We start from the raw sequence: 24,754 nt of genomic DNA on the forward strand, positions 1-24,754 counted from the left end.
CGCAGCAGTACAATAGCCGCCATGATTGAGATACAAGATTTAAGTTTACAGCGTGGCCATAAGCTTCTGCTAGACCATTGTGCTTTGCGCGTTCATCCAGGGCAAAAAATTGGCCTAATCGGAGCAAATGGCAGCGGCAAATCCAGCCTATTCAAATTACTACTAGGCCAGCTGCAAGCCGATACCGGCAGCTGCTCCATACCCAGCAATTGGCGCTTAGCCCATATGGCTCAGGAAGTCGCCCATAGCGAACGAAAAGCCATCGACTACGTGATCGATGGCGATCAAGCCCTGCGTAAGCTCGAAGTTAAACTGGAGCAAGAAAACGCCAAGGGAGAAGCCGCCTGCGGTGAAACTCTTGCTAAACTGTACGGCGAAATTGAGCAACACCAGGGCTATAGTGCCGAATCTAGAGCGCAAGCTTTATTAAACGGGCTTGGCTTCACCCAGGCTGACAGCCAAAAGCAAGTACATGAGTTTTCTGGTGGCTGGCGCATTCGTTTGAATCTGGCTCAAGCTTTAATGTGTCCATCCGACTTCTTATTGCTTGATGAGCCGACAAACCACCTTGATCTAGATGCTACCGTTTGGCTAGAACAATGGCTGCAGATGTACCCCGGTACACTGCTAATAATCTCGCACGATAGAGATTTTTTAGACAACGTCATCCAATACACTGTTAATTTGCACAATCAAAAGCTGGAACTATACAACGGTAATTATAGTAGCTATGAAAAACAAAAAGCTGAGCGATTAGCACAACAACAAGCGGCATTCGAGAAACAACAGACTCGCATCGCGGAAATTGAAAATTTTGTTCGCCGTTTTCGCGCCAAAGCCACTAAGGCCAAACAAGCCCAAAGCCGCCTGAAAGAGCTAGAGCGCATGGAAGCTATTGCGCCAGCTCACATTGATTCTCCCTTTAACTTTCAAATTCCGGTAGCGGACAAACTCCCACAGACTTTAGTTAATCTGCAGAAAGTACAATTGGGCTATGGCGAAACAAGTATTGTAGAGAATATCAATCTCACCATTTTGCCTAGCAGTCGCATTGGCTTACTGGGTCACAATGGCGCAGGTAAATCCACTTTAATGAAGGCCCTGGCCGGGAACCTCGCTGTGCAGGCAGGTGAAATCAGCGAATCTGAACATCTGGCCATCGGTTATTTTGCGCAGCACCAATTAGAAGCTTTGGACATGCAAGCTTCTGCGGCATTGCATATTCAACGCCTAAGCCCAAATGCCAGCGAGCAGGAAGTTAGGAACTTTTTAGGCAGCTTCGGCTTTCAAGGGGACCGAGCTTTTGAAACTATCGAGCATTTTTCAGGCGGCGAGAAAGCACGCTTGGCGCTAGCCATTATTGCTTGGCAAAAACCCAATGTGTTACTGCTTGATGAGCCTACTAACCACCTTGATTTAGAAATGCGACACGCATTAACTATAGCTCTACAAGCCTATGAAGGCGCTATCGTATTGGTATCCCACGATCGTCACCTCCTGAAGAATACAGTTGAACAATTCATCTTAGTGGATAGCAAACGTGCGGAAGAATTCAATGGCACCTTGGAGGATTATCAAGCTTGGCTATCTCAACAAAGCAGCAAGGCCGAAGATGCCAGCAATAGCCCCGTCAATCCAACGAAAAACGATAAAAAAGAGCAACGTCAATCTGCTGCTGCGCTAAGGCAAAAACTACAGCCTATTCGTAATCAAATTAAAAAACTCGATCGCTCAATGGAGTCTTCTCAAGAGCGCCTTGAGAAAGTTGAGAACAGGCTGGCAGATAGCGCTCTTTATGAGGGTGATAGCAAAGAGCTCAATCAGCTCTTGCAGGAACAAGCAGAGCTGCGCAAAAACCTTGATGATATGGAAGAGCAGTGGTTCGAGCTCAATGAGGAGCTGGAATCACTCGGTGAGTAGCTGTTCAACTCATCACTGCGTTCGCTGGTCCTTTTTTAAAAAGGGCCGTACTAATGCAACGTACTTTCTACGTGAGTATTTTCGCAAGCCATACTGAGCAGCCATTAAAACAGCAATCATCAGCAGGAATAACTCTACGCCTAAACCAAGCCGCAGAAGAACTATAAAGATCAGTGCAGCAAACACTAGCATCGACGACACTAGCAACAGCTGGGTCTTAAGCCAGCGGCTATTCATGCCCGGAGTCAAAAAGCAGGCATAGCGAGCTTCTTCAAAAGATCTAAACTGATCGAATTCGTTTAGCCCCCTCAATTCTTCTAAAGCGGCTAGTTCTTCCCTGGAGATATTCATACGATTCTTTCCGTTCCTTAACTGGTCTCTTGTTCTCTTTTTACCTCAGTTCTAGGTTTTTAGGCATTTATACAGATACCTAGAAAACCTGACTAATATACCCTCAAAACAACCACTTATCAGCTAGCCATAAGAGTTAATTATATAGTCTATAATTGTCTACACACGGACCTAGAGTAACTTTCATGGCGGGACAAACTAAGGCCAGCGGCTTTACCCTAATAGAGCTAATCGCAGTTATTGTGATTTTGGGCGTCTTAGCCGCAGTTGCAGCACCAAAGTTTGTTGATCTTTCCTCAGCTGCCAAAGTCGCCGCCCTAGAAGGCGTTGCCGGAACCATGCGCTCTACGGCTCAAATGACCAAAGCCGCGGCTTTGGCTCAAGGCATTGAGCCTGCCAGTAGCAACCCACCTAGCGGTCAATCACAGTTTTTAGTCAATGTTGCAGGAGGCAGTTCAGAGCTGGATTGGCGAAACCTCTGTCCAGAAAGCCGTGCTGAATTGGGTAGTCGTTTTACTATGGTGGACTTTATTAATTTAAGTGGTGGCATGGATAGCCGCGTCACCAATCAATATACCTTTGTTGGTTTTGATATACCCAGCTCTGCGCCAAGCGGCAGCGGCTGTTACGTGATCTATGATTCTTTCGGCTCACCCAATTGCACCGTTACTGTGGTAGATAACGATTGCTAATAAGGCGGAGTTGCTCAGCGTGTGCTGCTAGCGTCCAAATCGATTTGGCCACTGTCTTCTATTTTTATCGACGATAGAAAATTACCGGTATCTAGCTTAAGTGTCATTTTGTAATTCAGTGGCTTGGCCTGACTCTTCATCAATTTATTCAATAGCCTTACCCCTTGTACCATACTCGCCTGAGCTTTTACATCCAGCTCCTGGCTATCATAGGCCGCAATAGTTGGGATATCTTTTGCTACGCCGTGTATTAACTCAAAGCCTTCTATTTCGACACTGTAAGAGGCCCCCACAAGATCTAGGTCGAAACGGTTAGGGTTATCTACTTTGAGTTTTATCTTGAAAGAAGGCGCCAGATTGTCCCCGGGTAGCATTTGAATATTTAATACATTGAGACGGGGCTGCTCGAAGGCATTAGGTAGGTGGCTACAAGCCCCCAGCCAAACAAGACTTAATAGAATGAAGCCCCGTGTAAAAAGTTGTCTTACTCTCACCTTGTTCATTAAATCCTCACTTTTCGCGGCGGGGCCAATTATTAAAATTTAGGTAGCTCTAACTTAATTCGATAACTTTCTCTACCAATGCATTAATACCCAACGCAGCTTCACTGATAGAAGATGCCAGCATATACGCTGGTGTAGTCACCAATTTATTGGGTTCATCGATCACAATATTATCAACGGAGCAGTTTTCATGATTAGCGCCGCTCTGCTCGACGGCAGCAGCAGTTTCTGCATCATTGCCTATAGTACAGACAACATTCGCACCAAATAGTTTGGCAGACATCGCAGGAGCAATACACATCAAACCAATAATTTTTCCTGCGGCTCTTGCTGCTTTAATAAAAGCCTCAAAATCTGCATTCACTGTCATTGCTGGGCCATCAACAGCAAAAGTACATAGATTTTTTGCAGCTCCAAAGCCACCAGGTACAATGACTGCATCAAAATCTTCAGCATTAACGGCGGCTATATCTTTGATATCTCCACGAGCGATGCGCGCTGCTTCGACCAAAACGTTACGAGTTTCCCCTTCTGCTGGTTCACCAATGAAATGATTGACCACATGCATTTGATCAATATTCGGGGCAAGGCAAGTCACCTGTGCGCCCAGCTGATCCAAGCGTAATAAAGTTAACACTGACTCGTGAATCTCAGCCCCATCGAATACACCACAGCCCGCCAAAACTACCGCTACTTTTTTAGCCATTGCTAACTCCTCTAGGTTTACTAAATCAAATTGGCTATATGGCTACTATGTTACCAGCTAGCGTATAAAAATCATGATTTAAAAATTCTTTCGCGACTCTCGAATTTCAGGCATAAAAAAACCCGGACTAAGCCGGGTTCTTATGCTAACTGTTAGATTTTACTCTACAGTTTCTGTGCTAATTTCAGCAACTACACGACGGTTCGCAGCGCGACCTTCAGCGGTATTGTTATCAGCAACAGGGCGAGACTCGCCGTAACCCGTAGCGGTTACACGGCCAGCTTCCACGTCGAAAGTTTCAACCAACACTTTAGCTACCGCATTGGCACGACGGTTAGAAAGGGCTTGGTTGTATGCTTCAGAAGCGGTTGAGTCAGTGTGGCCCGCTAGCTCAACATTGGTTTTGTTGTACTGCTTCATGAATTCAGCAACATCTTTGATTTCAGAGATGTACTGTGGTTTAACAGTGGCACTGTCAGTATCAAAATTTACTTCCAGCTCAATAGAAACTGTCTTAGCAATCTTTTCAGGACAACCATCTTTATCAACCTTGGTACCCATTGGAGTATTCGGACAAAGATCGCCGTAATCGAAAACACCATCACGGTCACTATCTAGCGCACAACCCTTACCGTCAACCGCTACACCAGCTGGAGTATTTGGACATTGATCCAGGCTATCTTCAACAGTATCACCGTCACTATCTAGCTTTTGAGGAGCAGCGGTAGCACCCATTAAGTAAGCCACACCTAAGCCCAAAGCGTAGTCAGTAGCCTCTTCATCCAATGAGTGGATAGCACGCAAGTCACCACGCAGAGCCCACTGATCGTTTAAGAAATATTTTGCACCACCACCAAAGTTAAGAGCGGTCTCTCGGTGATTGTCACCGCCATCAACATCAAAACCTTGATCGCCAGCACCACCTACCAAGAATGGCTGCCACGCACCATTACGAGCCATATTGTAAACAGCGTCTAGACGATAGTGACGGCCATCTACATCGATTCCGCCAATTTCAGTGTCAGCAGCAAAACCATTGAAAACACCTTCTAGGGTCCAGTTCTCATTCAGAACATAACCCAAGCCAACAACGACACCAGTGTCATTGTCGATACCGCGCTTGCCATCGATAAATTGGCGAGCGGCACCTAAGTATGCCTCGTACTTATGGTTGCTGGCACTATGGCCATCAGCCAGGCTGCTCACAGAGCTAACACTAGCAGCCACACCCAGAGCTACCACTAATGCGTGTTTGTGGAAGTTTTTCATTAACATGAACTCCTATTATTGATTTAAGCGTATTACTTTAAATTTTTTATGAATTTGTCTGACTCCGCGATGGACTCTTCCATACGCGCAATCAAAGTATTTATATCTCGGCGCAAACCGCCGAATTCAGCCTTAAGCGAACCTATCGCTCGAGCATTCAAGTTGTGCTTTAAATACAAAACCTGATCATTAAACGTCTTCAACACTGGTGCCATTTTAGATTCAGCGCTGCGCATTGTTACCAGCATATTTTTGTACTGTTTGCGCGTATCTCTTAATTGGGATTGGCTTTCTCTGCGCAAACTCGCGCTTGAGTATTGCTCTAGTTCGTCTTCCCATTCTGCGAATAATGCTTCCGCTACGTCTTCAACTTCATCAATTCGACGACTAACATTGTCAGCTTCTTGCTGACTATCTTCGTAAGCATCGCGTAGATTTTCATAAACACTTTGCAGCTCGCCACCGTTGTAACCAAGCTCTTGGCTAAAACGATCTAAAGCATCTCTAAACTGCTCTTTAGCGTCGACTTGAGCGTCACGAACACCTTCGATCCGACTCGTTAAGATATCGCGTTTATGCATACCTACGGATTCCATAGCGGAATAGTAGGCCGATTGGCAGGCCATCAGGCCAAGGGATAATAGGGCAATAAGCGTCAGCTTATGCAAGGTATGTGGCAGTCGAATCATAAAGCTTCCCGGTCTTAAGATACGCTGAAGAATGCCCCAAACAGCATCCCGCTGCTAATTGGGCGGCATTCTAGCGTATTTTTAACGACATTCCCACAAACGTGAAAAGGATCACGTTTTAGGCGTCAAGTGCGGGTAGCAAGAGGCAAGTGTACTGAAGCGACAGTCACTAGCGCTTTTTGAACAGTAAATCCCAAACGCCATGACCAAGACGATCGCCACGACGTTCAAATTTAGTTATTGGGCGAAATTCCGGTCTTTTAGCAAACAGGTATTCACCTTGGGTGTTTTCAAACTGCTCAGCTGCGCTCATGGTTTCCATCATGTGCTCGGCATATGGCTCCCAATCGGTTGCCATATGGCAGATACCAGCAGTATTAAGTTTGCCAGCTATCTTCTGAATAAAGCCTGAATTCACAATTCGGCGCTTATTATGCTTTTTTTTGTGCCAAGGATCGGGAAAGTACAACTGAAAGCGATCAAGACTATCGTCAGCGACACAATCTTCTAGAACATCATTGGCATCAGCCATATAGACACGTAGGTTTTCGACACCTTCATTGCCGGCGTTATTAATTAGACGCCCAACCCCTGGCGGGTGCACTTCGATTCCGATGAAATCTTTTTCAGGTTCGGCTTTCGCCATCTCGAGCAGGGAATCCCCCATCCCAAAACCCACTTCAAGCACCTTTGGAGCCTGGCGACCAAATACTTCATCGAAGTTTTGGCTACCAGAATAGAGGCTTAAGCCATATTTAGGCCACCACTGCTCAAAAGCTTTGCGCTGGCCATCGGTCATACGGCCGGCCCGAATCACAAAGCTACGAATCGATTTATCTTTGTATTCGGGTTTAAAAATAGAGTCTTGCATAACTAATTCTTTACATCTTTATTACTGAAAGCCTGCTGTATTAACAGACCCCAAGCCATCATCAGGGTAAGGCCACCCAAAGGAGTTATTGGCCCCACCCAGCTTGGCGCACCAAGGGCTAATGCATAGATGCTGCCGCTAAACAGCAGTATTCCTAACTGCCAACCCCAAGCTATCCACATTAACTTAGGCCAAGCCTTCACGGCGGCGAATGCAGCCAAAGCCAATAAAGCCAAGCTGTGGTAAAAATGGTATTGATTGGCGGTGCTATAAGCGGACCAAAGCTTCGCACTCAACTCGGGTTTAAGCCCATGGGCCCCATAAGCACCTAAGACTACCGCGATCAAACCATTAATTGCCGCGATGGCGAGAATTGTTCGGTACATTCGCACCCCAGTACAAACTCAGTTAATGCTACGATTAGCACAGCAACTTTCATCAAGCTTTTTGCGGGTCATCTGTTTAGCAATTCAAATAACACGACCAGCCTAAGCATAAAAAAAGCCGCACTAGGCGGCTTTTTTACCAATATTGTTGGCATTAAGCTTCAATATTGGCCTTTATCTTTTTCATCGCATTCTTTTCTAGTTGGCGAATGCGCTCAGCTGAGACACCGTATTGATCAGCCAACTCATGCAAAGTGGCCTTTTCTTCGCCCAACCAGCGCTGCTGCAAAATGTCGCGACTGCGATCATCCAGTTGCTCAAGTGCGGCACTTAAGCTCGCCAAGCTTTGCTGTGTTGAGTCCAAATGCTCCAAAGCTAAAGCCGGATCTGCAGCGCGATCTTCTAAGAAGTTTGCCGGTGCTTGAAATGCACTTTCATCATCATCGTCTGCGCCGGCATCGAAGCCCATATCGCTGGCCGCCAGACGGCCTTCCATTTCACGCACATGATTGACATCGACATTCAGATCTTTAGCAACCGCTTCAGCTTCTTCGTTGTTTAACCAAGCAAGGCGCTTTTTAGCACTGCGAAGATTAAAGAACAGTTTACGCTGAGCCTTGGTGGTAGCGACCTTAACGATACGCCAGTTGCGCAAGATAAACTCATGCATTTCGGCCTTAATCCAGTGTACCGCAAAGGATACAAGGCGCACGCCTCGCTCTGGATTGAAACGCTTTACAGCCTTCATCAGGCCAACATTACCTTCCTGGATCAGATCAGCCTGGGATAAACCATAACCCGAATAAGACTTGGCGATATGCACGACAAAGCGCAGATGAGCCATTACCAACTGGCGGGCAGCATCTAGGTTTTCGTGGTAATACAGATCTTCCGCCAGGCTCTTCTCTTCTTCGGCTGACAGTACACTGATACCATTAACCGCCTGCATATACGCGCCCAGATTGGCCCCTGGGGATAGCATACCTACTGGCTGAATGGCTGTACTCATATATATTCTCCGTTACTCGACCCTTAATACTAGCAGCTATCGGGTTTGACTGCTAATACTAGCGCGGGTTCGCCCAAAAGACCTTTAAGTCTTGTAAAGTAGAGAAACTGATCGGGTTTTAATCAGCTATTTAGGCTCGATTGCGGCCAAGTGACGGCCAACGGCTAAGGCCGCACCCAGCCAGCCCAATACCGAACTGGCCAAAAGCAAAAAGCCTGCATCGAACCAACTTATACCCATCAACAGGAAATCGCTGCCATAGGAGCCAGCCAGCTTGGCCACGGGACCTGCTAGAGCAAACAGGCACAGCTCCGTGAGTAACAACGCTAAGGCGCCCCCCAGCAAGCCATACCACAAACCTGTATATAAGAAGGGGCGACGCACAAAGGCGTTGGTACCACCCAGAGTTTTGGTGACTAGAATTTCGTCCTTGCGAGCCGCAATGGCCAAGCGAATGGTATTGCCAACGATAAGCAGTACACCTAAGGCCAATAAACCTGATAACAACCAGATTAAGGTGCGGCCAAGGGCCAGTATTTGCTGCAATCTTTGCAACCATTGCAAATCCACATCGACTTGCTCAACTTCAGGTCTAGCTTGCAGATTGGCCTGTAGGGACTGCACCTGCTCCAAACTGAGTTGCTCAACTAAACTAAGCTGCAACAAGGGGGGCAAAGGGTTACGCTCAAGCTGACCAAGGACATCAGCAAAACCAGAGTGCGCCTCAAATTCTTGCAAGGCTTCACTCGGGCTTATATATATTCCTTCTGCAACCGACTCTTGCTGCTCTAACTCTATTAGCAATTTCTCCGCAACCGGCTGCTTAACATTGTGATGAAGGTAAACCGATAGGCTAGGGCGCCCCTGCCAACTCTGCCCAAGCTGATCGATATTACTAACCGCCACTGAAAGCACCTGGGGCAAAGCCAAGGCAATGGCCACCACCAAACAGGTCATTAGGCTTGATAAGGGCTGTCGCAACAAGCGATTTAAACTATCGCGTGCGCTACTGACATGATGACGACAATATGAGCGCCACAAATTCAGTAAGCTTAGCTGTTTTAAGCTGGCACCTCGGCTAAGCGCGTCGGGCAAAGCTTTTTGAGATTCCTGGCTCACGCAGCTTCTCCTCCTAAACCAGGAACATCTGCCACTAACTGTCCGCCTTCCAGGGTTAGTTTGCGCTTACCCATTCGTTCAATTAACGTTAAATCGTGGCTGGCAATCAGTACCGTAACACCCACATCATTAAACTGCTGCAGCAGCTTCATAATCTCTGCGGACAACTCAGGGTCTAGGTTTCCTGTTGGCTCATCCGCCAGTAGCAAAGGGGGCTTATTGACCACGGCGCGAGCAATACCCACACGCTGCTGCTCACCACCAGAAAGCGCAACTGGGTTGAGCTTTTCTTTGCTCAAAAGACCCACTTTATCTAGCGCAGCCCTTACGCGGCGACCAATGTCTCGCGGCTCAAAACCCGCAATCATCAGCGGCAATGCCACGTTATCGAATACCGTGCGATCAAATAAAAGCTGATGATTTTGGAACACCACACCAATCTGGCGGCGCAAAAATGGAATTTGGCGGCGCGGCATCTTATTGAGATTCTGGCCACCTACAACCATCTGGCCGCGTGTAGCCCGCTCCATTAACATAATCAATTTCAATAATGTCGATTTACCCGCACCAGAGTGGCCGGTTAGAAAAACCATCTCGCCGGCATCGATGTTTAAGCTTAGATTACTAAGCGCATCGAAACCACCTGGGTAGCGTTTGCTCACATTGAGAAATTGAATCATGGCTTAGAATAGACGTCCTATTTATTCGGCCTGGCCTTGGTCAAACAAAGCACGCACAAAGCTTTTGGCCTCGAACGGCTGCAAGTCATCAATGCCTTCACCCACACCAATAAACCGTACCGGCAAGCCAAGCTGCTTAGCCAGTGCAAAGATAACGCCACCTTTGGCGGTACCATCCAACTTGGTTAGCGCGAGCCCAGTAACACCCGCTGACTGGCTGAACTGCTCTGCTTGATTGATGGCATTTTGGCCAGTACCTGCGTCTAGCACTAACAGTACTTCATGTGGCGCGGAATCATCCAACTTGGCCATCACCCGCTTAACCTTAGCAAGCTCATCCATTAAATTGTCTTTATTGTGCAAGCGGCCTGCGGTATCAGCAATCAGAATATCTACATCACGAGATTTGGCGGATTGAAGAGCATCAAAAACCACCGAAGCACTGTCGGCACCGGTATGCTGGGCCACAACCGGGACATTATTTCGCTCACCCCAAACCTGCAACTGCTCTACTGCAGCAGCACGGAAGGTATCACCGGCAGCCAGCATCACCTGCTTGCCTTGATTCTGAAAGCCCTTAGCCAGCTTGCCAATGGTGGTAGTTTTACCAACGCCATTCACACCAACGACCAGAATCACGAAGGGTTTCTTTTGAGTATCTAACAGCAAAGGTTTTTGTACTGGGATTAAAAGCTCTGCCAAAGCGGCTTGCAAAGCCTTATATAAGGCCTCGGTATCGGCAAGCTCTTTACGGGCAACCTGCTCAGACAGCTTTTCCATGATCTCTTCGGTTGCTTCAATTCCAACATCCGCCATCAGCAACTGGGTTTCGAGCTCTTCTAAGAGATCTTCATCGATCTCTTTCAGGCCCATAAAGATATTGCCTAGGCCTTCAGTAAAGTTACCGCCGGTTTTGGCCAAGCCAGCACGCATACGGGCGAATAAGCCGCGCTTTTTCTCTTCGGCGGGTTCACCATAGCCGGCCGGCGCCATAAACACTTCTTGCGTTGCCTCTGCTGTCGACTCTTGCGAAGGGGCCTCTTGTGTAGAAGGCTCAGTCTTTACGGGGGGTTCATCTGGCTGCTGCTCAACAGTGCTTACGTCACCAACTGCGGCCTCAGGCGCCACTTCCGTATCAATCGCTTGCGGGCTAGTCTCTTCAGATTCAAGATCTTCTTGCTCTGGAGATTGCTCGATCGCTGAGGGCTGCTCTTCGGTATTAGCCTTGTCAGCCTCACCTTTTGGGGATTTCTTAAAAAAGCCAAAAACCATGGTGTCTAAATTCTATTACTGATCGGATAAAGGGGGCTCAAGGTGAACCCGAGAAAGTGCCGCATTCTAGCACTCTATAGGCCTGCTGTCGCAGCCTTAACACAGCCCCTTGAGATGGCTACAATGGCCGGCTAATTGGACGAGGCCATGCATGTCAAAAGTAAACTCTACTCAGCAATTACGGATCATCGGTGGTCAGTGGCGCGGCCGGAAGTTTAATTTCCCCAGCGCGGATGGGCTGCGCCCAACCGGAGATAGAATACGCGAAACGCTTTTCAACTGGTTAAGTTCAGACATTCATGGGGCGCGCTGCCTGGATTTATTTGCCGGCTCTGGAGCCTTGGCTTTAGAAGCTCTATCCCGTGGAGCGGCGCATGTTGAACTGTGGGAAGCGAATAGAGCAGCCTGCCAGCAACTGCAAAACCATATCAAAACATTGCAGTCACAATTAGGTGAACAAGAAGCCCAACTCAGCCATGGTGACAGCTTAATAAAGCTTGCTCAGCACAATGAGGGTGCCCCCTTTGATATCATTTTTATGGACCCGCCATTCGCTGCTAATTTATGGGAAACTGCCGCTGAGCTATTAGAGCAAAACAATTGGCTGCACCCTGACAGCCTAATCTATATAGAGAGCCCCAAAAACCAGCTGCCAAAGCTGCCTGAAAATTGGCGTAATTGGCGCTGCAAAAACACCGGACAGGTTTGCTACCAACTCTATATTGCACGCTAAAAACCAAATAATTTGCTTTTTTACCTGCATTTTGCCGATTAAGTTTTGTACTGAGGCGCCAAATTGTTTACCATCTGCGCCCGATCGAGAAACCTGACGTGGAAACTAATATGAAGCGCGTGGTATACCCTGGAACATTTGACCCAATTACTAATGGTCATATTGACTTGGTAGAGCGAGCCTGCAATCTGTTTGACAGTGTCGTATTGGCCATCGCTGCTAGCACCAAAAAGAACCCTCTATTCACTTTAGAAGAAAGGGTTGCACAAGCTGAACAAGTTTTAGCCCACATACCGAATGTAGAAATTTGTGGCTTCAATGTATTACTAGCGGACTTAGTAAAACAGAAAAAAGCCCAAGCAGTAGTGCGCGGCTTGCGAGCGGTATCTGACTTTGAATATGAGTTTCAGTTGGCCAACATGAACCGAGCTTTATCTCCAGAAATGGAGAGTTTGTTCTTGACTCCAGCCGAACACCTATCGTACATCTCTTCATCATTGGTACGCGAAATTGCTTCGCTCGGCGGTGATGTAAGCAAGTTTGTTCACCCCATCATCGAACAAGACCTGAAGAAAAAGTTCGGCAGCTAATATTTAGCTGCCACAAATCTCTTTTCTTATTTTTGGCAGACGGGGCAGTAAACGCTGGCCCTCTGTACATGGCGCTGGCTTTTAAGTACAGTGCCACAGCTCAAGCATGGCTCCCCATCACGGCCGTAAACATTTAGCTCCTGTTTGAAATAGCCAGGCTTGCCATCGCCACCGACAAAATCTTTTAAAGTTGTCCCACCTTGCGCGATAGCTTTTTTTAGAACCTTTTTAATATTTAGCAGTAAAAGCTCTATCTCCGCACGGGTTACTCGCCCAGCAGCACGGCCGGGGCGAATTCCACTCATAAACAAAGATTCGTTGGCATAAATATTTCCTACGCCCACCACCACCTTGCTATCCATAATTAGAACTTTAATGGCTTGTTTTCGCTTACGTGTTTGCTGATAAAGATAATCCGCTGAGAATTCCTCAGATAAAGGTTCAGGCCCCAAGTGTTGAATTAGCTTATGTTCTTCGGTGGGTTGATCAGTCCAAACGATGGCACCAAATCGGCGAGGATCAGTAAATCTCAGCACGGTATCCAAGCCAAAAACAAAATCGACATGATCATGCTTTTCGGGCTCAGTTGCAGCTTCTACAACTCTTACACTACCAGACATCCCCAAGTGCATTAACAAGTGGCCATGCTTAAAACGAAACAGCATGTACTTTCCACGGCGACTCAATTCAAGCAGCTTCCTAGCTTCTAAGATTTCTGCCAGGCGCTCATCAATTGGCCAGCGTAGCTGATTATTTCTAACAATAACTTGCTTTAGGGTTCGACCAACAATATGCGGCGCAATACCCCGGCAACTTGTTTCTACTTCAGGTAATTCTGGCAATGCTGAGCTCTCACTGAAAAGTTTTAGGCACCATAGCAGCGAGATTTAAACTTAGCAAACCTATTAGACAAACTCTGCATCTGAGCTTACATGGAGGTCGACCGAGCCTAGGTATTGCCCTTGCTGCAGATAAACAGAACATTCTGCCCAGTGATCACTAAGGGCTTGATCATTCACTCCAGTCGCAATACAACTTACCTGCAAGTCCTCGCAAAGTTTGATGATAAATTTCAATATCGAAGATTTTGCCTGCATGCCTGAAGAGAACTCAGGGGCGAGCTTGATATACTGTAGTGGTAAGCTTGGCAAATTCATCAATGGCGAGCAGCCAGATCCAAAACCAGCTAGCGCAAACTGAAAACCTTGCGTACTCGCATCGATAAGAAAATTTTCTTGCTGATCAAGAACACGCTTCAAAGCGCGCTCAGTCAACTCAAATACCACATCGGTTTTATTTAATTGATTGAGCGAGAAGCATCTCGCCATGCGCTTAAAAAAACCTACATCCAATAGGTGGCCAGAGGGAAGTCCTATTGAAATCCTTAAACTATTATCGACGTACTGCGCACGCAACTGCTTAAGATCAGCCGCAATCATTCGAGCTAGTTCTTGCTCAACAATCTCTTGGTGATTTGCCTTTCTAAGGGCTTCACTAATTTCAAAAGAGCAGAGCCTCCCGAGCAGCTGACCAGACCAATGGATATGCGCTTCAAAAATGAAGGGCTTTCTGGTCAAGGAGGAAACAACGGCCTGATAATCAAACAAGGACTTCTCCGCACAAATCTGCTCATCGACTTGCTGAAGAATTCTTTGTCCTCTCCTCAGCTGATCTTTTACTGTATCAGAGTAATGCACATGACGATTTCGCCCCCGTTGCTTTGCCAGATACATCGCAGCATCAGCCTTCTGCAATAAAGTATCAATATTTTCAGCATGCCCAGGCATCGTTGCACTTCCAACACTAGCGGTTACTTGCAAGCTACGCTGCTTACTCCCAATAAAGGGTTTGGTAAGCTGCTGAATTATCAACTCAGCTATAGCAGAAGGATCGATACCGCTTTGTGCCCCTGGTACCGCCAAAATAAATTCATCCCCGCCCAGCCTGGCACATATCGCAGACTGATGAATTTCATAACGCAAAACCTTAGCCACTTGGCAAAGAACTTCATCGCCTACCGCATGCCCGTAAGTATCATTGATGGGCTTAAAATCATCCAGGTCGATAAAAAATATTATACAGCCCTTATCAACTCTAGAGGCCAACTTACGAATAATCCCACGTCGATTATATAAGCCAGTCAAAGCATCTGTTTCTGCAGCAGCAGCGTTTTTTAACTCTACGAGTTTCCTGTCATGAATATCCAATAGGGTTAAACTGTAACTCGCTTGACTATTATGATCGAGCTCTGCATCACTATGTTTTCGTAATTCAACGCTGTGCCAACGCGGCCCAGTTTGAGTCCCGAGCAGAAATTCTTGATTAGCTCCGCATTCAATGTTTAATAAAGTGGACAGCTCAAATTCGTCATTAACAATTGAATGAAGATTTGGAACAGAGATACCAAACTGCTGCTCAAAGGGCGGGTTAGCACTTTTTATCGCACCACTTTCATCAAACAGGCAAATCATCACGGCCCCATAATCGCTGTGATTACCTTGTAGTAACTCCGAGTGAAGACCTTCCACTAGCATCGACATATGGCCTGGCGCCGTAAAGACACCGGAAAAACGGCAATGAACACGTTTATCAATATTATTAGGGGAAATCTGCCACCAACGATCAATTACGCGGCCACGCTTAAATTCATCTAAATAGGAACACAAGGTCTGTTGCACAGCGGCAGAAGAACCAGGCCTGAAATCCCTTGAGGTTAATTCAGCTAGATCCTTAGACTCCCATAAACGAAGAGCAGCAGCGTTCGCCCAATGAATTCGGTAATTGTGAACATCGTAGACCCAGACCGCACTTTTAAGGGCGTCCAAGTCTAATTGATCAAAGCTGGCAGGCTGAATAGTTGGCACATCAATCATCACAAGGCATCATTATTCCCTTTAAAGGTAATACATAAGTGCCAAGCTGTAAAAATTTATTTGATAAAGCCTCCTTACCCGTTCCGCAAATCAACATCAGCTATCCAATACAAAAAAACCGCCCGTAGGCGGCTTAGCTTTGCTCACCAGAAAAAACTAAAAACTATAGCGCACCCGCGCATAGTAATAGCCACCATTGAATCCTGTTGGAGAGAACTGACTATAACGTCGCCCAGACTGCTGAGCGCCACTTGGGTTCTCATCAGGATATTCATCCAATAGATTCTGTGCTCCCAGCGTCACCGAGTAGCTATCATTGATATTGTATTCAGCCTCTGCATCGAAAATATACTCGTCGCCATAGGAGCGATCATCTTCCGAGTCATAGAACTCGTTGAAATAACTCATTCGCAGTAGGAATCGCCAATCTTCTAGGTTATGGGTCATCGCAAGATTCCATCGTGACTCAGGCAAACCCTCTTGCAGTTCCCTGATACGAGTCGCGTCGATAACATCTGGCGAAAAGCTATCCACTTCTGTTTCGGTGTAGTTATAAGCCAGCGAGAACTCCGTACTGCCACCTAACATATCCAAACCATAAGTTGCCACTAAATCAAAACCAGAGGTTGTGGTATCAAAGTCATTGGTGAAGAAACGGAAATTCTGCAAGTTTTGGGCGCTGGTTACACCAGAGGCCACCAAATCATCAATTTCCTGCTGGGTGAGACTAAAGTTTTGCGAGACACTAATGCGGTCCGTTAGCTCAATATTAAAGTAATCAATAGTTACGCTAACCTCCCCTAATTGCAAAATCGCACCCAAGGTATAGCTCTCTGATTCCTCAGGGTCCAAGGGCTTACCACCACGAAGAACAGCCACAGGATTAGTCGAAGGAATGGTACCGTTATTTACTAGGTCGCCAGTTGCTGCATCAAATTCAGTAGAAACATTAAAGGCATTCGACTGACCGGGTGTAGGCGCCCTAAAGCCAGTACTCGCACTACCGCGCAATGAAAAGTTTTCGGTAATTTCAAAATTAGCGGAAATTTTACCATTGGTTGTGGTACCAAAATCGCTGAAGTCTTCCCAACGAATCGCCATACCGACTAACAAACGATCAGTAACATCCGCTTCTAAATCTACGTAGGCAGCAATATTTTTGCGAGCGAAGCTGCCACCGGCCAGTGGACTGAAACCTGGAAAACCATTTGAAGCGGCTGAGAAACCTTGCGAAGCATAAGGCCCAATTTCAAACGATGCTTGATCCCCTACAGTAATTTCAAAGGTTTCTTCTCGCCATTCGACACCCGCCGCAATATTTAAATCCGATTCAAAAGCATCAACCGGCACGGCATATGAAACATCAGCGTTAAAGTTAATATCCTGCTGAGTATAATCACCCGGATCAAATGCCGTAGGGGTCAAAGGCCCCAGCGAAGCATTGACTGTGTTCTTAATAAAGAAGTCGACATCATTTCGGCCATAGCTGGCGCTTAACTCCCAATTCAAATCACTTGCCGTTGTGCCTCGCACACCCGCAGTCAGAGCGGCATCGTGAACTTTGCCGCCGAATCTTGGGGTAAAGCCTCCAGGAAACATTTCATTGAAGACAAAACAGTTGGGGTCATCCACAACTTGTTGCAAGGCCGCCGCATCGCCAACATTGACTGTTGGGCAGGCCACGCCATCATCAGGAGTAAGATCTGCCACTAGTCTCGTGACGCCGCCATCGTTACTGAATACTCCGCCGCGGGTATCTGGGTTACGGAAGAAGAAACCGCCTTCGACTTCCTTAGTCGCGTAGTTTGCGAACGCAAAGAACTCTTTACCACCGCCCAATTCCAAGCCCAAGTTAGCCATGAGCTTTAGATCATCTTTAATTTCAGGTGTGCCCCAAATCTGAGCTGGGTTAGCAACAGCGGTGTTACCCGCATCAATTAGCGCTTGCGCGTCAGCTCTTTGCTGACTTCGGTCAGTAGGATCTGTGTTACCGTATTCGAAGCTGACATTAACAAAGCCATTATCGGTAAAGGGCATACCAACGTTTCCGGCAACCGTTACATTTTCACCATCACCTTCTTTGAACTCTCCATATTTGACTTCGATACTGCCGCCTTCAGGATCGTCTTTTAAAATAAAGTTCATGACACCAGCGATTGCATCAGAGCCGTACTGAGCTGCAGCCCCATCGCGTAGCACTTCCACTTGTTTTAGGGCAATAGCTGGAATTGGAGAAATATCAGCGCCTTGTGCGCCATCTGCGACTCCATTACCCAACCAATAAATGACCGCAGCGCGATGTCGGCGCTTACCATTTACTAATACCAACGTGTGATCTGGCGCCAAGCCTCGCATATTTGCAGGTCGAACTATCGTCGCGGCATCACTAATGGGTTGCGAATTAACATTGTAAGAAGGCACAACATTTCTCAGTAAGGTACTAAGATCTGAATCGCCTTGGTTCGCAAAGTCATCTCCGCCAACGACGTCGATTGGCACCGCTGAATCGAATACTGATCTCGGCGCTCGCCGCGACCCGGTAACAACCACCTCTTCCAGCTCATCCTCAGCCGACTGGGATTGGGCTTGAGTATATTGAGCTGTTCCAGCTGCTGACAAAGCAACAGCCAAAGACAAGGCACTGGATGGAAACAGTTTCATAGAGCTCTCCTCGCAATTATTTTTATAGTCTTTCTTATACCCGCTTATGAGCGGTTTAGCTTTTTGGCAGACACAAAAGTACTGGCTATTGCCTAACCTTTATGTTCTTGAAACTGATGACTACAGACGGCAAGCTCACGACTCTATCAGCAAAATCGTACCCGTGAATTAACTTTTATTTTTATTGTTTTTTTGTACTGCAAATATCAAAACTGATTATTAACACCAGCTCTACCAACAATACACAGCATAAACGTAGCACGAGATATGAAAAAAACCAAAGAATGCTTTGGTTTTCACGCCTAAATAATCAAAAGCAATTAGAATGAAAAAATATATTTCATTATCTTATTGTTTGATTTTGCGAGCGCCATAAATGAAAAAGGCGACAGAATTAACTACCGCCCCAAAAGAGAAACTCTATTAGAAGGTCGAGGATGCCATGCGACTACATATCGCATTATAAGATGAAATAGTCTCGTTAATAATATCTTCAGCGCTTTTCACCTCGTTGATCAAACCGGCTGTTTGGCCTGCCAAAGCGACGCTTGCCTCCATATCTCCACCAAAGTACAAATCCTTGATAGTCATAAAGGCTTCCATTGGCATTTTGCCATTATTAAAGTACTCAGCTGAACGCTCCGTCTTCAACGCGCGCACACAAGGGCTCGAAGTTTTGTTTAACATATAAGTGCCGTCTGTCGCTGCATCAACAATCGCTTGCTTATAATTATTGTGCGCAGGATTTTCGGAACAAGCCACAAAACGAGTTCCCATTTGTACCGCTTCGGCGCCCAAGGCAAAAGCCGCCGCCATTCCCCGGCCATCACAGATACCACCCGCTGCTACCAAGGGCAGATCAACCTGCTCTGCAATAGCTTGCAACAGCACTAAGGTTGAAACTTCTTCAGGGTTTTTAAAGCCGCCGCCCTCACCACCTTCAACCACCAGACCATCTACTCCAGCTTCCGCGCACTTGAGCGCAGCCTCAACAGTTGGTACAGCGTGATACACAACAATGCCGGCTTCTTTTAATGGTGCCAAAAACTTTTTAGGACTACCTGCTGAGGTAGTTACAAAACGCACTCCCGATTCACAAATAAACTTTAGCATTGAATCATCATGCAAAAACATAATAGGTAGATTCACACCAAAGGGCTTATCTGTTAGTTCAGCCATCTTTTGAATTTCGGCTTTACAATTATCGGTTTCACCAGAGGAAGTTTCGATAATACCTAAGCCACCCGCATTGGAAACTGCTGACGCCAATTGCGATCTAGCCATCCAACCCATAGGGGCTTGAATAATCGGGTACTTTGCTCCGCTATGTTCTAAAAATCGATTCACGTTACTGCTCCGCTTTCTTCTCTTGTTTACTATTAGAGTTTGTAAATAAGTCCTTGGACCGGCTTCACTTTGCCTTCAACCATATCCTCATAAGATGCTTTGATTTCATCCTGGCCGATTACATATTCAACATTTAGCCAAGTCTCACTGTGCTTGATAAAGCTCTGCCATACCACGGCCAATTTCTCGGCAAAGCCTTTTGGACCCCATTCCTGCATTCGCTTTTGTGCTTGGGTAGGTGCAAAAAATAATTCCGGCTCCGGGCCAGCAAGTTTTCCGGCTTCTACTGCGGTTTGGTCCCAATGGGAAGCACCTACAATACAACTGTACTTCAGCTGATCGTCTAGGTGGTTATGGATACTTGCTTTCATAGGCGCATTGCCTGCGAAATCAATAAATATTGAAGGTGTTCTTTTTATTTCCGCAAGATCGTCGTAACTATAAACTTCATCATATAGATTTAATCCCCGCACAAATTCCACATTGGCTTTTGAACTAAGACCAATAATTTTTGGACCAGAACCGTTTAGTTCTCTTTGTTGCCAAAACGCAAACGCTGTGCCGATCGACGTTTTGCTAGATGCGCTACTCATAACGACTTGTTCAGCTGAACAGTAATCACGCTCAGCAAAGAAGTCTTGCAATAGAAATGAGGTGGTAAACAAAGGGCGCAGCAACATTTGTAGAGCTTCAGTTTCTTCGCTATACAAGGGGTCTTGCGCACAGCGGATATACTGATTGTAAATTACCGGTAAAGCTTGGCGGTGCGGAATATCGTCGATAAAGCTGCCTTCACTAATGTGGCCTGGTTGTACAATCAAAGATTCCGCCATCGGTAGGTAACCGTACAACTTCTCCCCCTCTTTAATGGCAGAGTTGCGCGAGCGACTCACCTCGGCAAAACCCCAAACCGGAACCATCCCGTAGTTTTCAGCAGCCGGAAAAAATGACCAGTACTGCAACATATCACCCATTACCGCATAGGTAACATTATTCGCTGTGAAGGCGTACTCTTTAATCGCAAGCTCAACTTCACCTTCCGCCAATTCTCGACTGGCCTGTTGCCGCCACTGAGTATCTAAAATCTGAGATCGATTAACCCAAAATTGATTACCGATTATTGTGCTCATCTGCGCACTCCTTTATTTTTGTTTAAGATCCGGGGCCTGTTAACACGAGCTTGTCGCACCGAGCTGCTGCGCAATCATTGCAGAAACTTTGTCTGGCGCCGGGAGAACTTGAGCAAGACCGCTCTGGACTAACAGCCCTTGAATGAAAATAGCTAATTGCTCCGCTAACAACTTAGCGTTCTGACCGGGGCGGATCTCAGCCATTTCCTCAGCCTTCACAATCGCTTTATAAAGAGCCTCGCAAACCAGCTCACCCCCACGTCGCATCGCTGAATGACTCGCGGCAGGAAGCGCCGAGATCTGCGCCTGACTATTGACTAGCAAACAGCCCCAATGACTATTAGGGTCCTCTAGAGCACTAGCAGCATATTGTTGGATTCCGAGCAAGCCCTTATCTGCGCCAAGATATTTATCACAGCGACCTCTCACGATTTTATCGACATACATTTCAAGTGTGGCTTCGAATAAGCCTGCCTTGCTCCCAAAACGGCTGTAAATGCTGCTTGCCGGCAGACCAGTCGCCTGCTGAAGATCCTGCATGCCACTGCCTTGATAACCAAACTGCCAAAACTGCGTCATCGCAGCCTTCAATAGCTGTTCATTACTGACGGACTGGGGTCTGGACATAGTGGAAAAACCTTATCACTCGCTAGTTTTGTAATGATCACTACAAAACCAAAAAATAACCAAGGTTAAAAGAGACAATTTTAAGGTGGCTTTGAAAGAAGTAACTAAAAGAGGGCATATGGCGATCATACTCTTGCCAGCCCAACCGAGCAGGCGACGTTGCACCCCAAGCAAGCGTTTTAAGAGCAACAGCAGGAAGAAAGCCCGCAAGGGCAAGCCGTTTCGCAAACGGCGCCAGCCCGAAGCGGACGACGTTGCTCTCAAAATAGGAGTTTTGAGAGCAACAGTAGGTAAAAAGCACACATAGCCCGTGCAGGAGCACGGCGCAACTGAGAGCGCCTAAGCGTTCGCTGTTGCGCGAGCCCGAGAGGGCAAGCCGTTTCGCAAACGGCGCCAGCCCGAAGCGGGCGACGTTTTACTCAAAACAGGAGTTTTGAGTAAAACAGTAGGTAAAGAGCACAAAAAACCCGGCCTAGGCCGGGTTTTTAGAAATCAAAGAGACAAGCAAGAATTACTTGATTTTGCCTTCTTTGTACATCACGTGCTTACGAACAACGGGATCGTACTTTTTGATTTCCATTTTTTCAGGCATGGTACGCTTGTTCTTGTCAGTGGTGTAGAAGTGACCAGTACCAGCACTTGAATTCAAACGAATCTTATCGCGCATGAGATTTCTCCTGTTCTTTGCTTAAGCGATTAAACTTTAACGCCATTGGCACGAACTTCGGCTAGAACCGTCTCGATGCCTTTCTTATCAATGATACGCATACCCTTGGCAGAAACGCGTAGCTTAACGAAACGCTTTTCTGACTCAACCCAGAAACGGTGGGTGTGCAAGTTAGGCAAAAAACGACGCTTAGTGTGGTTTTTTGCGTGAGAAACATTATTACCAGTTACTGGGCGCTTGCCGGTAACCTGACATACCTTAGACATCTTGTGGCCTCTACCTTGTATCATCACTGCCATAACCGCTTATTGCCTAACTGGCAGATAGCTGGAAATACAGCGAATCGCTACTTAAAAAATTCGACTCATTTTGGGCCTGCGGGAGCCCGACATAGGTCTTATTGACCTCAATTCACATCAGGCGGGGCAGACCCCGGCCGCAGAGAGCGGCGTTTTATACCAGAACAGCCCCCCACATTCAACTTTTGCGGCCATTTTTTATTCAAAAAGGCACTTATCATGGACATTTAGCGCCAAAGGGCATCCATAAGCCCTAGGGTAGCAATTGGCGCAGCTCTATTAATTACTCTTTAACAAGCCCCGCTCAGCCAAAGAAACCTCTTCTCCACTACCTACAATCAGGTGATCAAGCAGACGTACACCAACCAAAGCCAAAGCTTGCTGGATACGCTCAGTGATTAGGCAGTCGGCCTGACTAGGCTCATTGATACCAGAGGGGTGATTGTGGGCCACTATGATTGCCGCTGCATTGTGTTGTAACACCAACTTGACCAGCTCTCGAGGAAATACGCTGGCGCTATCCACAGTGCCCAAAAACAGCTCATCGTAGTGGATTAGGCGATGCTGGCTGTCCATCAGCAAAGCCACGAAGACCTCTCTATCACGATGCCTTAGATTAGACCTTAGAAAACAGCGCACTGATTCTGGGTTGGAGAAGACCTGCTCTCGCTCAAGCGTCTCTCGTAGATGTCGGCGGTTAATCTCCTGCCCAGCCTGCAACAAGCTAAACGAAGCCTGCCCTAAACCCGGTAAAGCACAGAATTCTTCTTCCCGGCTCTCTAAGACTGCACGCCAACCACCAAAATGCTGCAACACCTCTCGGGCCAAATCAACAGCCGTGGCCCCAGCTATTCCGGTACGTAAGAAGAGAGCTAACAACTCAGCATCTGAAAGCGCCCCAGGGCCACGCTGTCGCATCTTTTCTCTTGGTCGTTCAGACTCTGGCCAATCTCTAATGCTCATTCTATTGCATAACCTTTATAACAGCTGCAAAAAGTGCCGCAGTCATTGCCGCCGGCTCACAAGAAAGGTTATCTTAGCGCTTTTGTTTATGGCCCTAAGTCGGCCAAAGATCCCAAATTTGCCGTCTAGGCATAAGGCTGTATGAATGAGCTCCTTACAAAACAAACAGATTCTGGTGGGTATTACCGGTGGAATTGCCGCCTACAAGAGCGCAGAGTTAGTGCGCCGCCTGCAAGATCAAGGAGCAGAAGTTCGTGTAGTGATGACCAAAGCCGCTATGGAGTTCATTACTCCGCTGACACTGCAAGCGCTATCGGGCAACCCTGTCCACACTGAGTTACTAGACCCTGAAGCTGAAGCCGGCATGGGCCATATTGAATTGGCCCGTTGGGGGGATCTACTGATTGTCGCACCAGCAAGCGCCGACTTCATTGCGCGCTTGGCACAAGGCCAGGGTAACGACCTCTTGAGCACACTGTGTCTTGCCCGTCGCAGCAAACTGGCCATTGCCCCTGCTATGAACCAAGCCATGTATGCCAACAGCAGTACGCAAGACAACCTTAGCCTGCTCGAGCAGCGAGATATTGCTATATGGGGCCCTGCTGTGGGCTCGCAGGCCTGTGGTGATGTTGGACCAGGGCGCATGCTGGAAGTTGATGAACTGGTCGATAAGGCTGCAGCTCAATTTCAATCTGGTCTATTGGCTGGTAAGCGAGTTGTTATTACTGCAGGGCCAACTAGGGAAGCCATTGACCCTGTGCGCTATATCAGCAACCACTCCTCTGGAAAAATGGGTTATGCCCTAGCACAAGCCTGTGTTGAAGCAGGGGCCATTTGCGAACTTATCAGTGGCCCCACACAGCTTGCTACTCCACCACACTGCCAGCGACAGGACGTGGAAAGCGCACTCGAGATGCATGCAGCCGCCATGAGTCGCTCAAATGACTGCGATATATTCATAGCTACCGCCGCTGTGGCCGATTTTCGCCCCGTGCACTCAGCTGATCAAAAAATTAAAAAGCAGGCCGATAGCGATACTATGATAATAGAAATGGTGAAGAATCCCGATATTCTCGCCGACGTCGCAAGTTCAGAACATGCACCGTTTTGTGTTGGCTTTGCCGCCGAAACTCAGGACGTGGAACACTATGCTCGCAGCAAACTGGAAAAGAAGAACCTAGCGATGGTTATTGCCAATGACGTCTCACAACAGGGTATTGGCTTTAATAGCGATGACAACCAAGTTCTTGTTGTCGACCATGAGAGTAGCAGCGCCATCGAGAAGCTAAGCAAAACAGCCCTCGCTCGCCGTCTAGTTGAAGAAATCAGTAAGCGCTATAACAAATCTGCACCGTAGCGACACAACTCCTCAAGAAAGGGGTTTTCATTGAATAGGG

General features: G+C 47.1%; 25 protein-coding genes. 5 read left to right on the forward strand and 20 right to left on the reverse strand.

What is annotated here, in order from left to right; translation table 11 throughout:
* The first annotated feature begins 21 nt into the window (after nt 1-21).
* Nucleotides 22-1,920, forward strand: a complete 1,899-nt coding sequence (locus tag Q1A08_RS04505) for an ATP-binding cassette domain-containing protein (RefSeq protein WP_299770256.1) — start codon at nt 22-24, stop codon at nt 1,918-1,920.
* Between the two features lie 12 nt (nt 1,921-1,932).
* Here Q1A08_RS04505 and Q1A08_RS04510 read toward each other — a convergent pair whose 3' ends face one another.
* A complete protein-coding gene (locus Q1A08_RS04510; protein WP_299770257.1) occupies nt 1,933-2,271 on the reverse strand; it encodes a hypothetical protein in 339 nt (112 codons plus the stop codon).
* A 185-nt stretch (nt 2,272-2,456) separates the two neighbouring features.
* Here Q1A08_RS04510 and Q1A08_RS04515 point away from each other — a divergent pair, with 185 nt between their 5' ends.
* Nucleotides 2,457-2,963, forward strand: coding sequence for a type II secretion system protein (locus Q1A08_RS04515; protein WP_299770259.1), 507 nt, complete (start codon nt 2,457-2,459; stop codon nt 2,961-2,963).
* 14 nt (nt 2,964-2,977) lie between these two features.
* Here Q1A08_RS04515 and Q1A08_RS04520 read toward each other — a convergent pair whose 3' ends face one another.
* The 10 genes from Q1A08_RS04520 to ftsY form a co-directional block, all read right to left on the reverse strand.
* Nucleotides 2,978-3,466, reverse strand: a complete 489-nt coding sequence (locus tag Q1A08_RS04520) for an LEA type 2 family protein (protein ID WP_299770261.1) — start codon at nt 3,464-3,466, stop codon at nt 2,978-2,980.
* A 49-nt stretch (nt 3,467-3,515) separates the two neighbouring features.
* Nucleotides 3,516-4,172: an isoprenoid biosynthesis glyoxalase ElbB gene (gene elbB, locus Q1A08_RS04525; RefSeq protein ID WP_299770263.1), complete on the reverse strand. Its 657-nt coding sequence runs from the start codon at nt 4,170-4,172 to the stop codon at nt 3,516-3,518.
* 159 nt (nt 4,173-4,331) lie between these two features.
* Nucleotides 4,332-5,441 carry an OmpA family protein gene (locus Q1A08_RS04530; RefSeq protein WP_299770265.1) on the reverse strand — a complete coding sequence of 370 codons (1,110 nt, stop codon included), beginning with the start codon at nt 5,439-5,441 and terminating at the stop codon, nt 4,332-4,334.
* Nucleotides 5,442-5,473: 32 nt separating this feature from the next.
* Nucleotides 5,474-6,130, reverse strand: a complete 657-nt coding sequence (locus tag Q1A08_RS04535; RefSeq protein WP_299770267.1) for a DUF2959 domain-containing protein — start codon at nt 6,128-6,130, stop codon at nt 5,474-5,476.
* 169 nt (nt 6,131-6,299) lie between these two features.
* Nucleotides 6,300-7,001, reverse strand: coding sequence for a tRNA (guanosine(46)-N7)-methyltransferase TrmB (trmB, locus tag Q1A08_RS04540; protein ID WP_299770269.1), 702 nt, complete (start codon nt 6,999-7,001; stop codon nt 6,300-6,302).
* Nucleotides 7,002-7,003: 2 nt separating this feature from the next.
* Nucleotides 7,004-7,387, reverse strand: a complete 384-nt coding sequence (locus Q1A08_RS04545; RefSeq protein ID WP_299770271.1) for a DUF423 domain-containing protein — start codon at nt 7,385-7,387, stop codon at nt 7,004-7,006.
* Between the two features lie 154 nt (nt 7,388-7,541).
* A complete protein-coding gene (gene rpoH / locus Q1A08_RS04550) occupies nt 7,542-8,396 on the reverse strand; it encodes an RNA polymerase sigma factor RpoH (protein ID WP_299770273.1) in 855 nt (284 codons plus the stop codon).
* A 126-nt stretch (nt 8,397-8,522) separates the two neighbouring features.
* A complete protein-coding gene (gene ftsX, locus Q1A08_RS04555; protein WP_299770275.1) occupies nt 8,523-9,515 on the reverse strand; it encodes a permease-like cell division protein FtsX in 993 nt (330 codons plus the stop codon).
* Nucleotides 9,512-10,195: a cell division ATP-binding protein FtsE gene (gene ftsE, locus Q1A08_RS04560; protein WP_299770277.1), complete on the reverse strand. Its 684-nt coding sequence runs from the start codon at nt 10,193-10,195 to the stop codon at nt 9,512-9,514. The genes ftsX and ftsE overlap by 4 nt, the downstream gene beginning before the upstream one ends.
* 21 nt (nt 10,196-10,216) lie before the next feature.
* On the reverse strand, nt 10,217-11,467 hold the full coding sequence (gene ftsY / locus Q1A08_RS04565) for a signal recognition particle-docking protein FtsY (protein ID WP_299770278.1): 1,251 nt from the start codon (nt 11,465-11,467) through the stop codon (nt 10,217-10,219).
* 151 nt (nt 11,468-11,618) lie between these two features.
* Here ftsY and rsmD point away from each other — a divergent pair, with 151 nt between their 5' ends.
* Both rsmD and coaD read left to right on the forward strand, forming a co-directional pair.
* Nucleotides 11,619-12,200 (forward strand): 16S rRNA (guanine(966)-N(2))-methyltransferase RsmD, encoded by a 582-nt coding sequence (gene rsmD, locus Q1A08_RS04570; protein WP_299770280.1) that lies wholly within the window; start codon nt 11,619-11,621, stop codon nt 12,198-12,200.
* A gap of 110 nt (nt 12,201-12,310) precedes the next feature.
* Complete coding sequence (gene coaD / locus Q1A08_RS04575) at nt 12,311-12,790, forward strand: pantetheine-phosphate adenylyltransferase (RefSeq protein WP_299770282.1); 480 nt, start codon at nt 12,311-12,313, stop codon at nt 12,788-12,790.
* 26 nt (nt 12,791-12,816) lie between these two features.
* On the opposite strand, the gene mutM is transcribed toward coaD, so the two are convergent.
* The 9 genes from mutM to radC form a co-directional block, all read right to left on the reverse strand.
* Entirely contained in the window at nt 12,817-13,632 is an 816-nt protein-coding gene (gene mutM, locus Q1A08_RS04580; protein WP_299770284.1) for a bifunctional DNA-formamidopyrimidine glycosylase/DNA-(apurinic or apyrimidinic site) lyase, read from the reverse strand.
* A gap of 63 nt (nt 13,633-13,695) precedes the next feature.
* Complete coding sequence (locus tag Q1A08_RS04585) at nt 13,696-15,663, reverse strand: diguanylate cyclase (protein WP_299771098.1); 1,968 nt, start codon at nt 15,661-15,663, stop codon at nt 13,696-13,698.
* A gap of 156 nt (nt 15,664-15,819) precedes the next feature.
* Complete coding sequence (locus tag Q1A08_RS04590; RefSeq protein WP_299770286.1) at nt 15,820-18,324, reverse strand: TonB-dependent receptor; 2,505 nt, start codon at nt 18,322-18,324, stop codon at nt 15,820-15,822.
* A 423-nt stretch (nt 18,325-18,747) separates the two neighbouring features.
* The gene (locus Q1A08_RS04595; RefSeq protein WP_299770288.1) at nt 18,748-19,671 is read right to left on the reverse strand and encodes a nitronate monooxygenase; all 924 of its coding nucleotides are present in this window, start codon (nt 19,669-19,671) and stop codon (nt 18,748-18,750) included.
* Nucleotides 19,672-19,703: 32 nt separating this feature from the next.
* The gene (locus Q1A08_RS04600; RefSeq protein WP_299770290.1) at nt 19,704-20,801 is read right to left on the reverse strand and encodes a DUF2855 family protein; all 1,098 of its coding nucleotides are present in this window, start codon (nt 20,799-20,801) and stop codon (nt 19,704-19,706) included.
* Nucleotides 20,802-20,840: 39 nt separating this feature from the next.
* On the reverse strand, nt 20,841-21,428 hold the full coding sequence (locus Q1A08_RS04605) for a TetR/AcrR family transcriptional regulator (protein ID WP_299770292.1): 588 nt from the start codon (nt 21,426-21,428) through the stop codon (nt 20,841-20,843).
* Between the two features lie 511 nt (nt 21,429-21,939).
* Nucleotides 21,940-22,095, reverse strand: a complete 156-nt coding sequence (gene rpmG / locus Q1A08_RS04610) for a 50S ribosomal protein L33 (protein ID WP_299770293.1) — start codon at nt 22,093-22,095, stop codon at nt 21,940-21,942.
* Between the two features lie 29 nt (nt 22,096-22,124).
* Entirely contained in the window at nt 22,125-22,361 is a 237-nt protein-coding gene (gene rpmB / locus Q1A08_RS04615) for a 50S ribosomal protein L28 (RefSeq protein WP_299770294.1), read from the reverse strand.
* Nucleotides 22,362-22,673: 312 nt separating this feature from the next.
* Entirely contained in the window at nt 22,674-23,357 is a 684-nt protein-coding gene (gene radC / locus Q1A08_RS04620; protein WP_299770295.1) for a DNA repair protein RadC, read from the reverse strand.
* A 145-nt stretch (nt 23,358-23,502) separates the two neighbouring features.
* On the opposite strand from radC, the gene coaBC reads away from it, so the two are divergent.
* Entirely contained in the window at nt 23,503-24,714 is a 1,212-nt protein-coding gene (coaBC, locus tag Q1A08_RS04625) for a bifunctional phosphopantothenoylcysteine decarboxylase/phosphopantothenate--cysteine ligase CoaBC (protein ID WP_299770297.1), read from the forward strand.
* Nucleotides 24,715-24,754: the final 40 nt, after the last annotated feature.

Origin of the sequence: uncultured Pseudoteredinibacter sp., assembly GCF_947500695.1 — a bacterium.
Classification (GTDB): Bacteria; Pseudomonadota; Gammaproteobacteria; order Pseudomonadales; family Cellvibrionaceae; genus Pseudoteredinibacter.

Bases quoted from the DNA above. Each gene is read 5' to 3' on its own strand.
- Q1A08_RS04605 (WP_299770292.1), bottom strand. From the start codon at position 21,428: ATGTCCAGACCCCAGTCCGTCAGTAATGAACAGCTATTGAAGGCTGCG.
- Q1A08_RS04530 (WP_299770265.1), bottom strand. From the start codon at position 5,441: ATGAAAAACTTCCACAAACACGCATTAGTGGTAGCTCTGGGTGTGGCT.
- Q1A08_RS04510 (WP_299770257.1), bottom strand. From the start codon at position 2,271: ATGAATATCTCCAGGGAAGAACTAGCCGCTTTAGAAGAATTGAGGGGG.
- Q1A08_RS04515 (WP_299770259.1), top strand. From the start codon at position 2,457: ATGGCGGGACAAACTAAGGCCAGCGGCTTTACCCTAATAGAGCTAATC.
- rpoH (WP_299770273.1), bottom strand. From the start codon at position 8,396: ATGAGTACAGCCATTCAGCCAGTAGGTATGCTATCCCCAGGGGCCAAT.
- coaBC (WP_299770297.1), top strand. From the start codon at position 23,503: ATGAGCTCCTTACAAAACAAACAGATTCTGGTGGGTATTACCGGTGGA.
- Q1A08_RS04585 (WP_299771098.1), bottom strand. From the start codon at position 15,663: ATGATTGATGTGCCAACTATTCAGCCTGCCAGCTTTGATCAATTAGAC.
- elbB (WP_299770263.1), bottom strand. From the start codon at position 4,172: ATGGCTAAAAAAGTAGCGGTAGTTTTGGCGGGCTGTGGTGTATTCGAT.
- rsmD (WP_299770280.1), top strand. From the start codon at position 11,619: ATGTCAAAAGTAAACTCTACTCAGCAATTACGGATCATCGGTGGTCAG.
- radC (WP_299770295.1), bottom strand. From the start codon at position 23,357: ATGAGCATTAGAGATTGGCCAGAGTCTGAACGACCAAGAGAAAAGATG.
- Q1A08_RS04505 (WP_299770256.1), top strand. From the start codon at position 22: ATGATTGAGATACAAGATTTAAGTTTACAGCGTGGCCATAAGCTTCTG.
- Q1A08_RS04590 (WP_299770286.1), bottom strand. From the start codon at position 18,324: ATGAAACTGTTTCCATCCAGTGCCTTGTCTTTGGCTGTTGCTTTGTCA.
- Q1A08_RS04535 (WP_299770267.1), bottom strand. From the start codon at position 6,130: ATGATTCGACTGCCACATACCTTGCATAAGCTGACGCTTATTGCCCTA.
- rpmB (WP_299770294.1), bottom strand. From the start codon at position 22,361: ATGTCTAAGGTATGTCAGGTTACCGGCAAGCGCCCAGTAACTGGTAAT.
- Q1A08_RS04545 (WP_299770271.1), bottom strand. From the start codon at position 7,387: ATGTACCGAACAATTCTCGCCATCGCGGCAATTAATGGTTTGATCGCG.
- ftsE (WP_299770277.1), bottom strand. From the start codon at position 10,195: ATGATTCAATTTCTCAATGTGAGCAAACGCTACCCAGGTGGTTTCGAT.
- coaD (WP_299770282.1), top strand. From the start codon at position 12,311: ATGAAGCGCGTGGTATACCCTGGAACATTTGACCCAATTACTAATGGT.
- ftsY (WP_299770278.1), bottom strand. From the start codon at position 11,467: ATGGTTTTTGGCTTTTTTAAGAAATCCCCAAAAGGTGAGGCTGACAAG.
- Q1A08_RS04520 (WP_299770261.1), bottom strand. From the start codon at position 3,466: ATGAACAAGGTGAGAGTAAGACAACTTTTTACACGGGGCTTCATTCTA.
- Q1A08_RS04600 (WP_299770290.1), bottom strand. From the start codon at position 20,801: ATGAGCACAATAATCGGTAATCAATTTTGGGTTAATCGATCTCAGATT.
- rpmG (WP_299770293.1), bottom strand. From the start codon at position 22,095: ATGCGCGATAAGATTCGTTTGAATTCAAGTGCTGGTACTGGTCACTTC.
- trmB (WP_299770269.1), bottom strand. From the start codon at position 7,001: ATGCAAGACTCTATTTTTAAACCCGAATACAAAGATAAATCGATTCGT.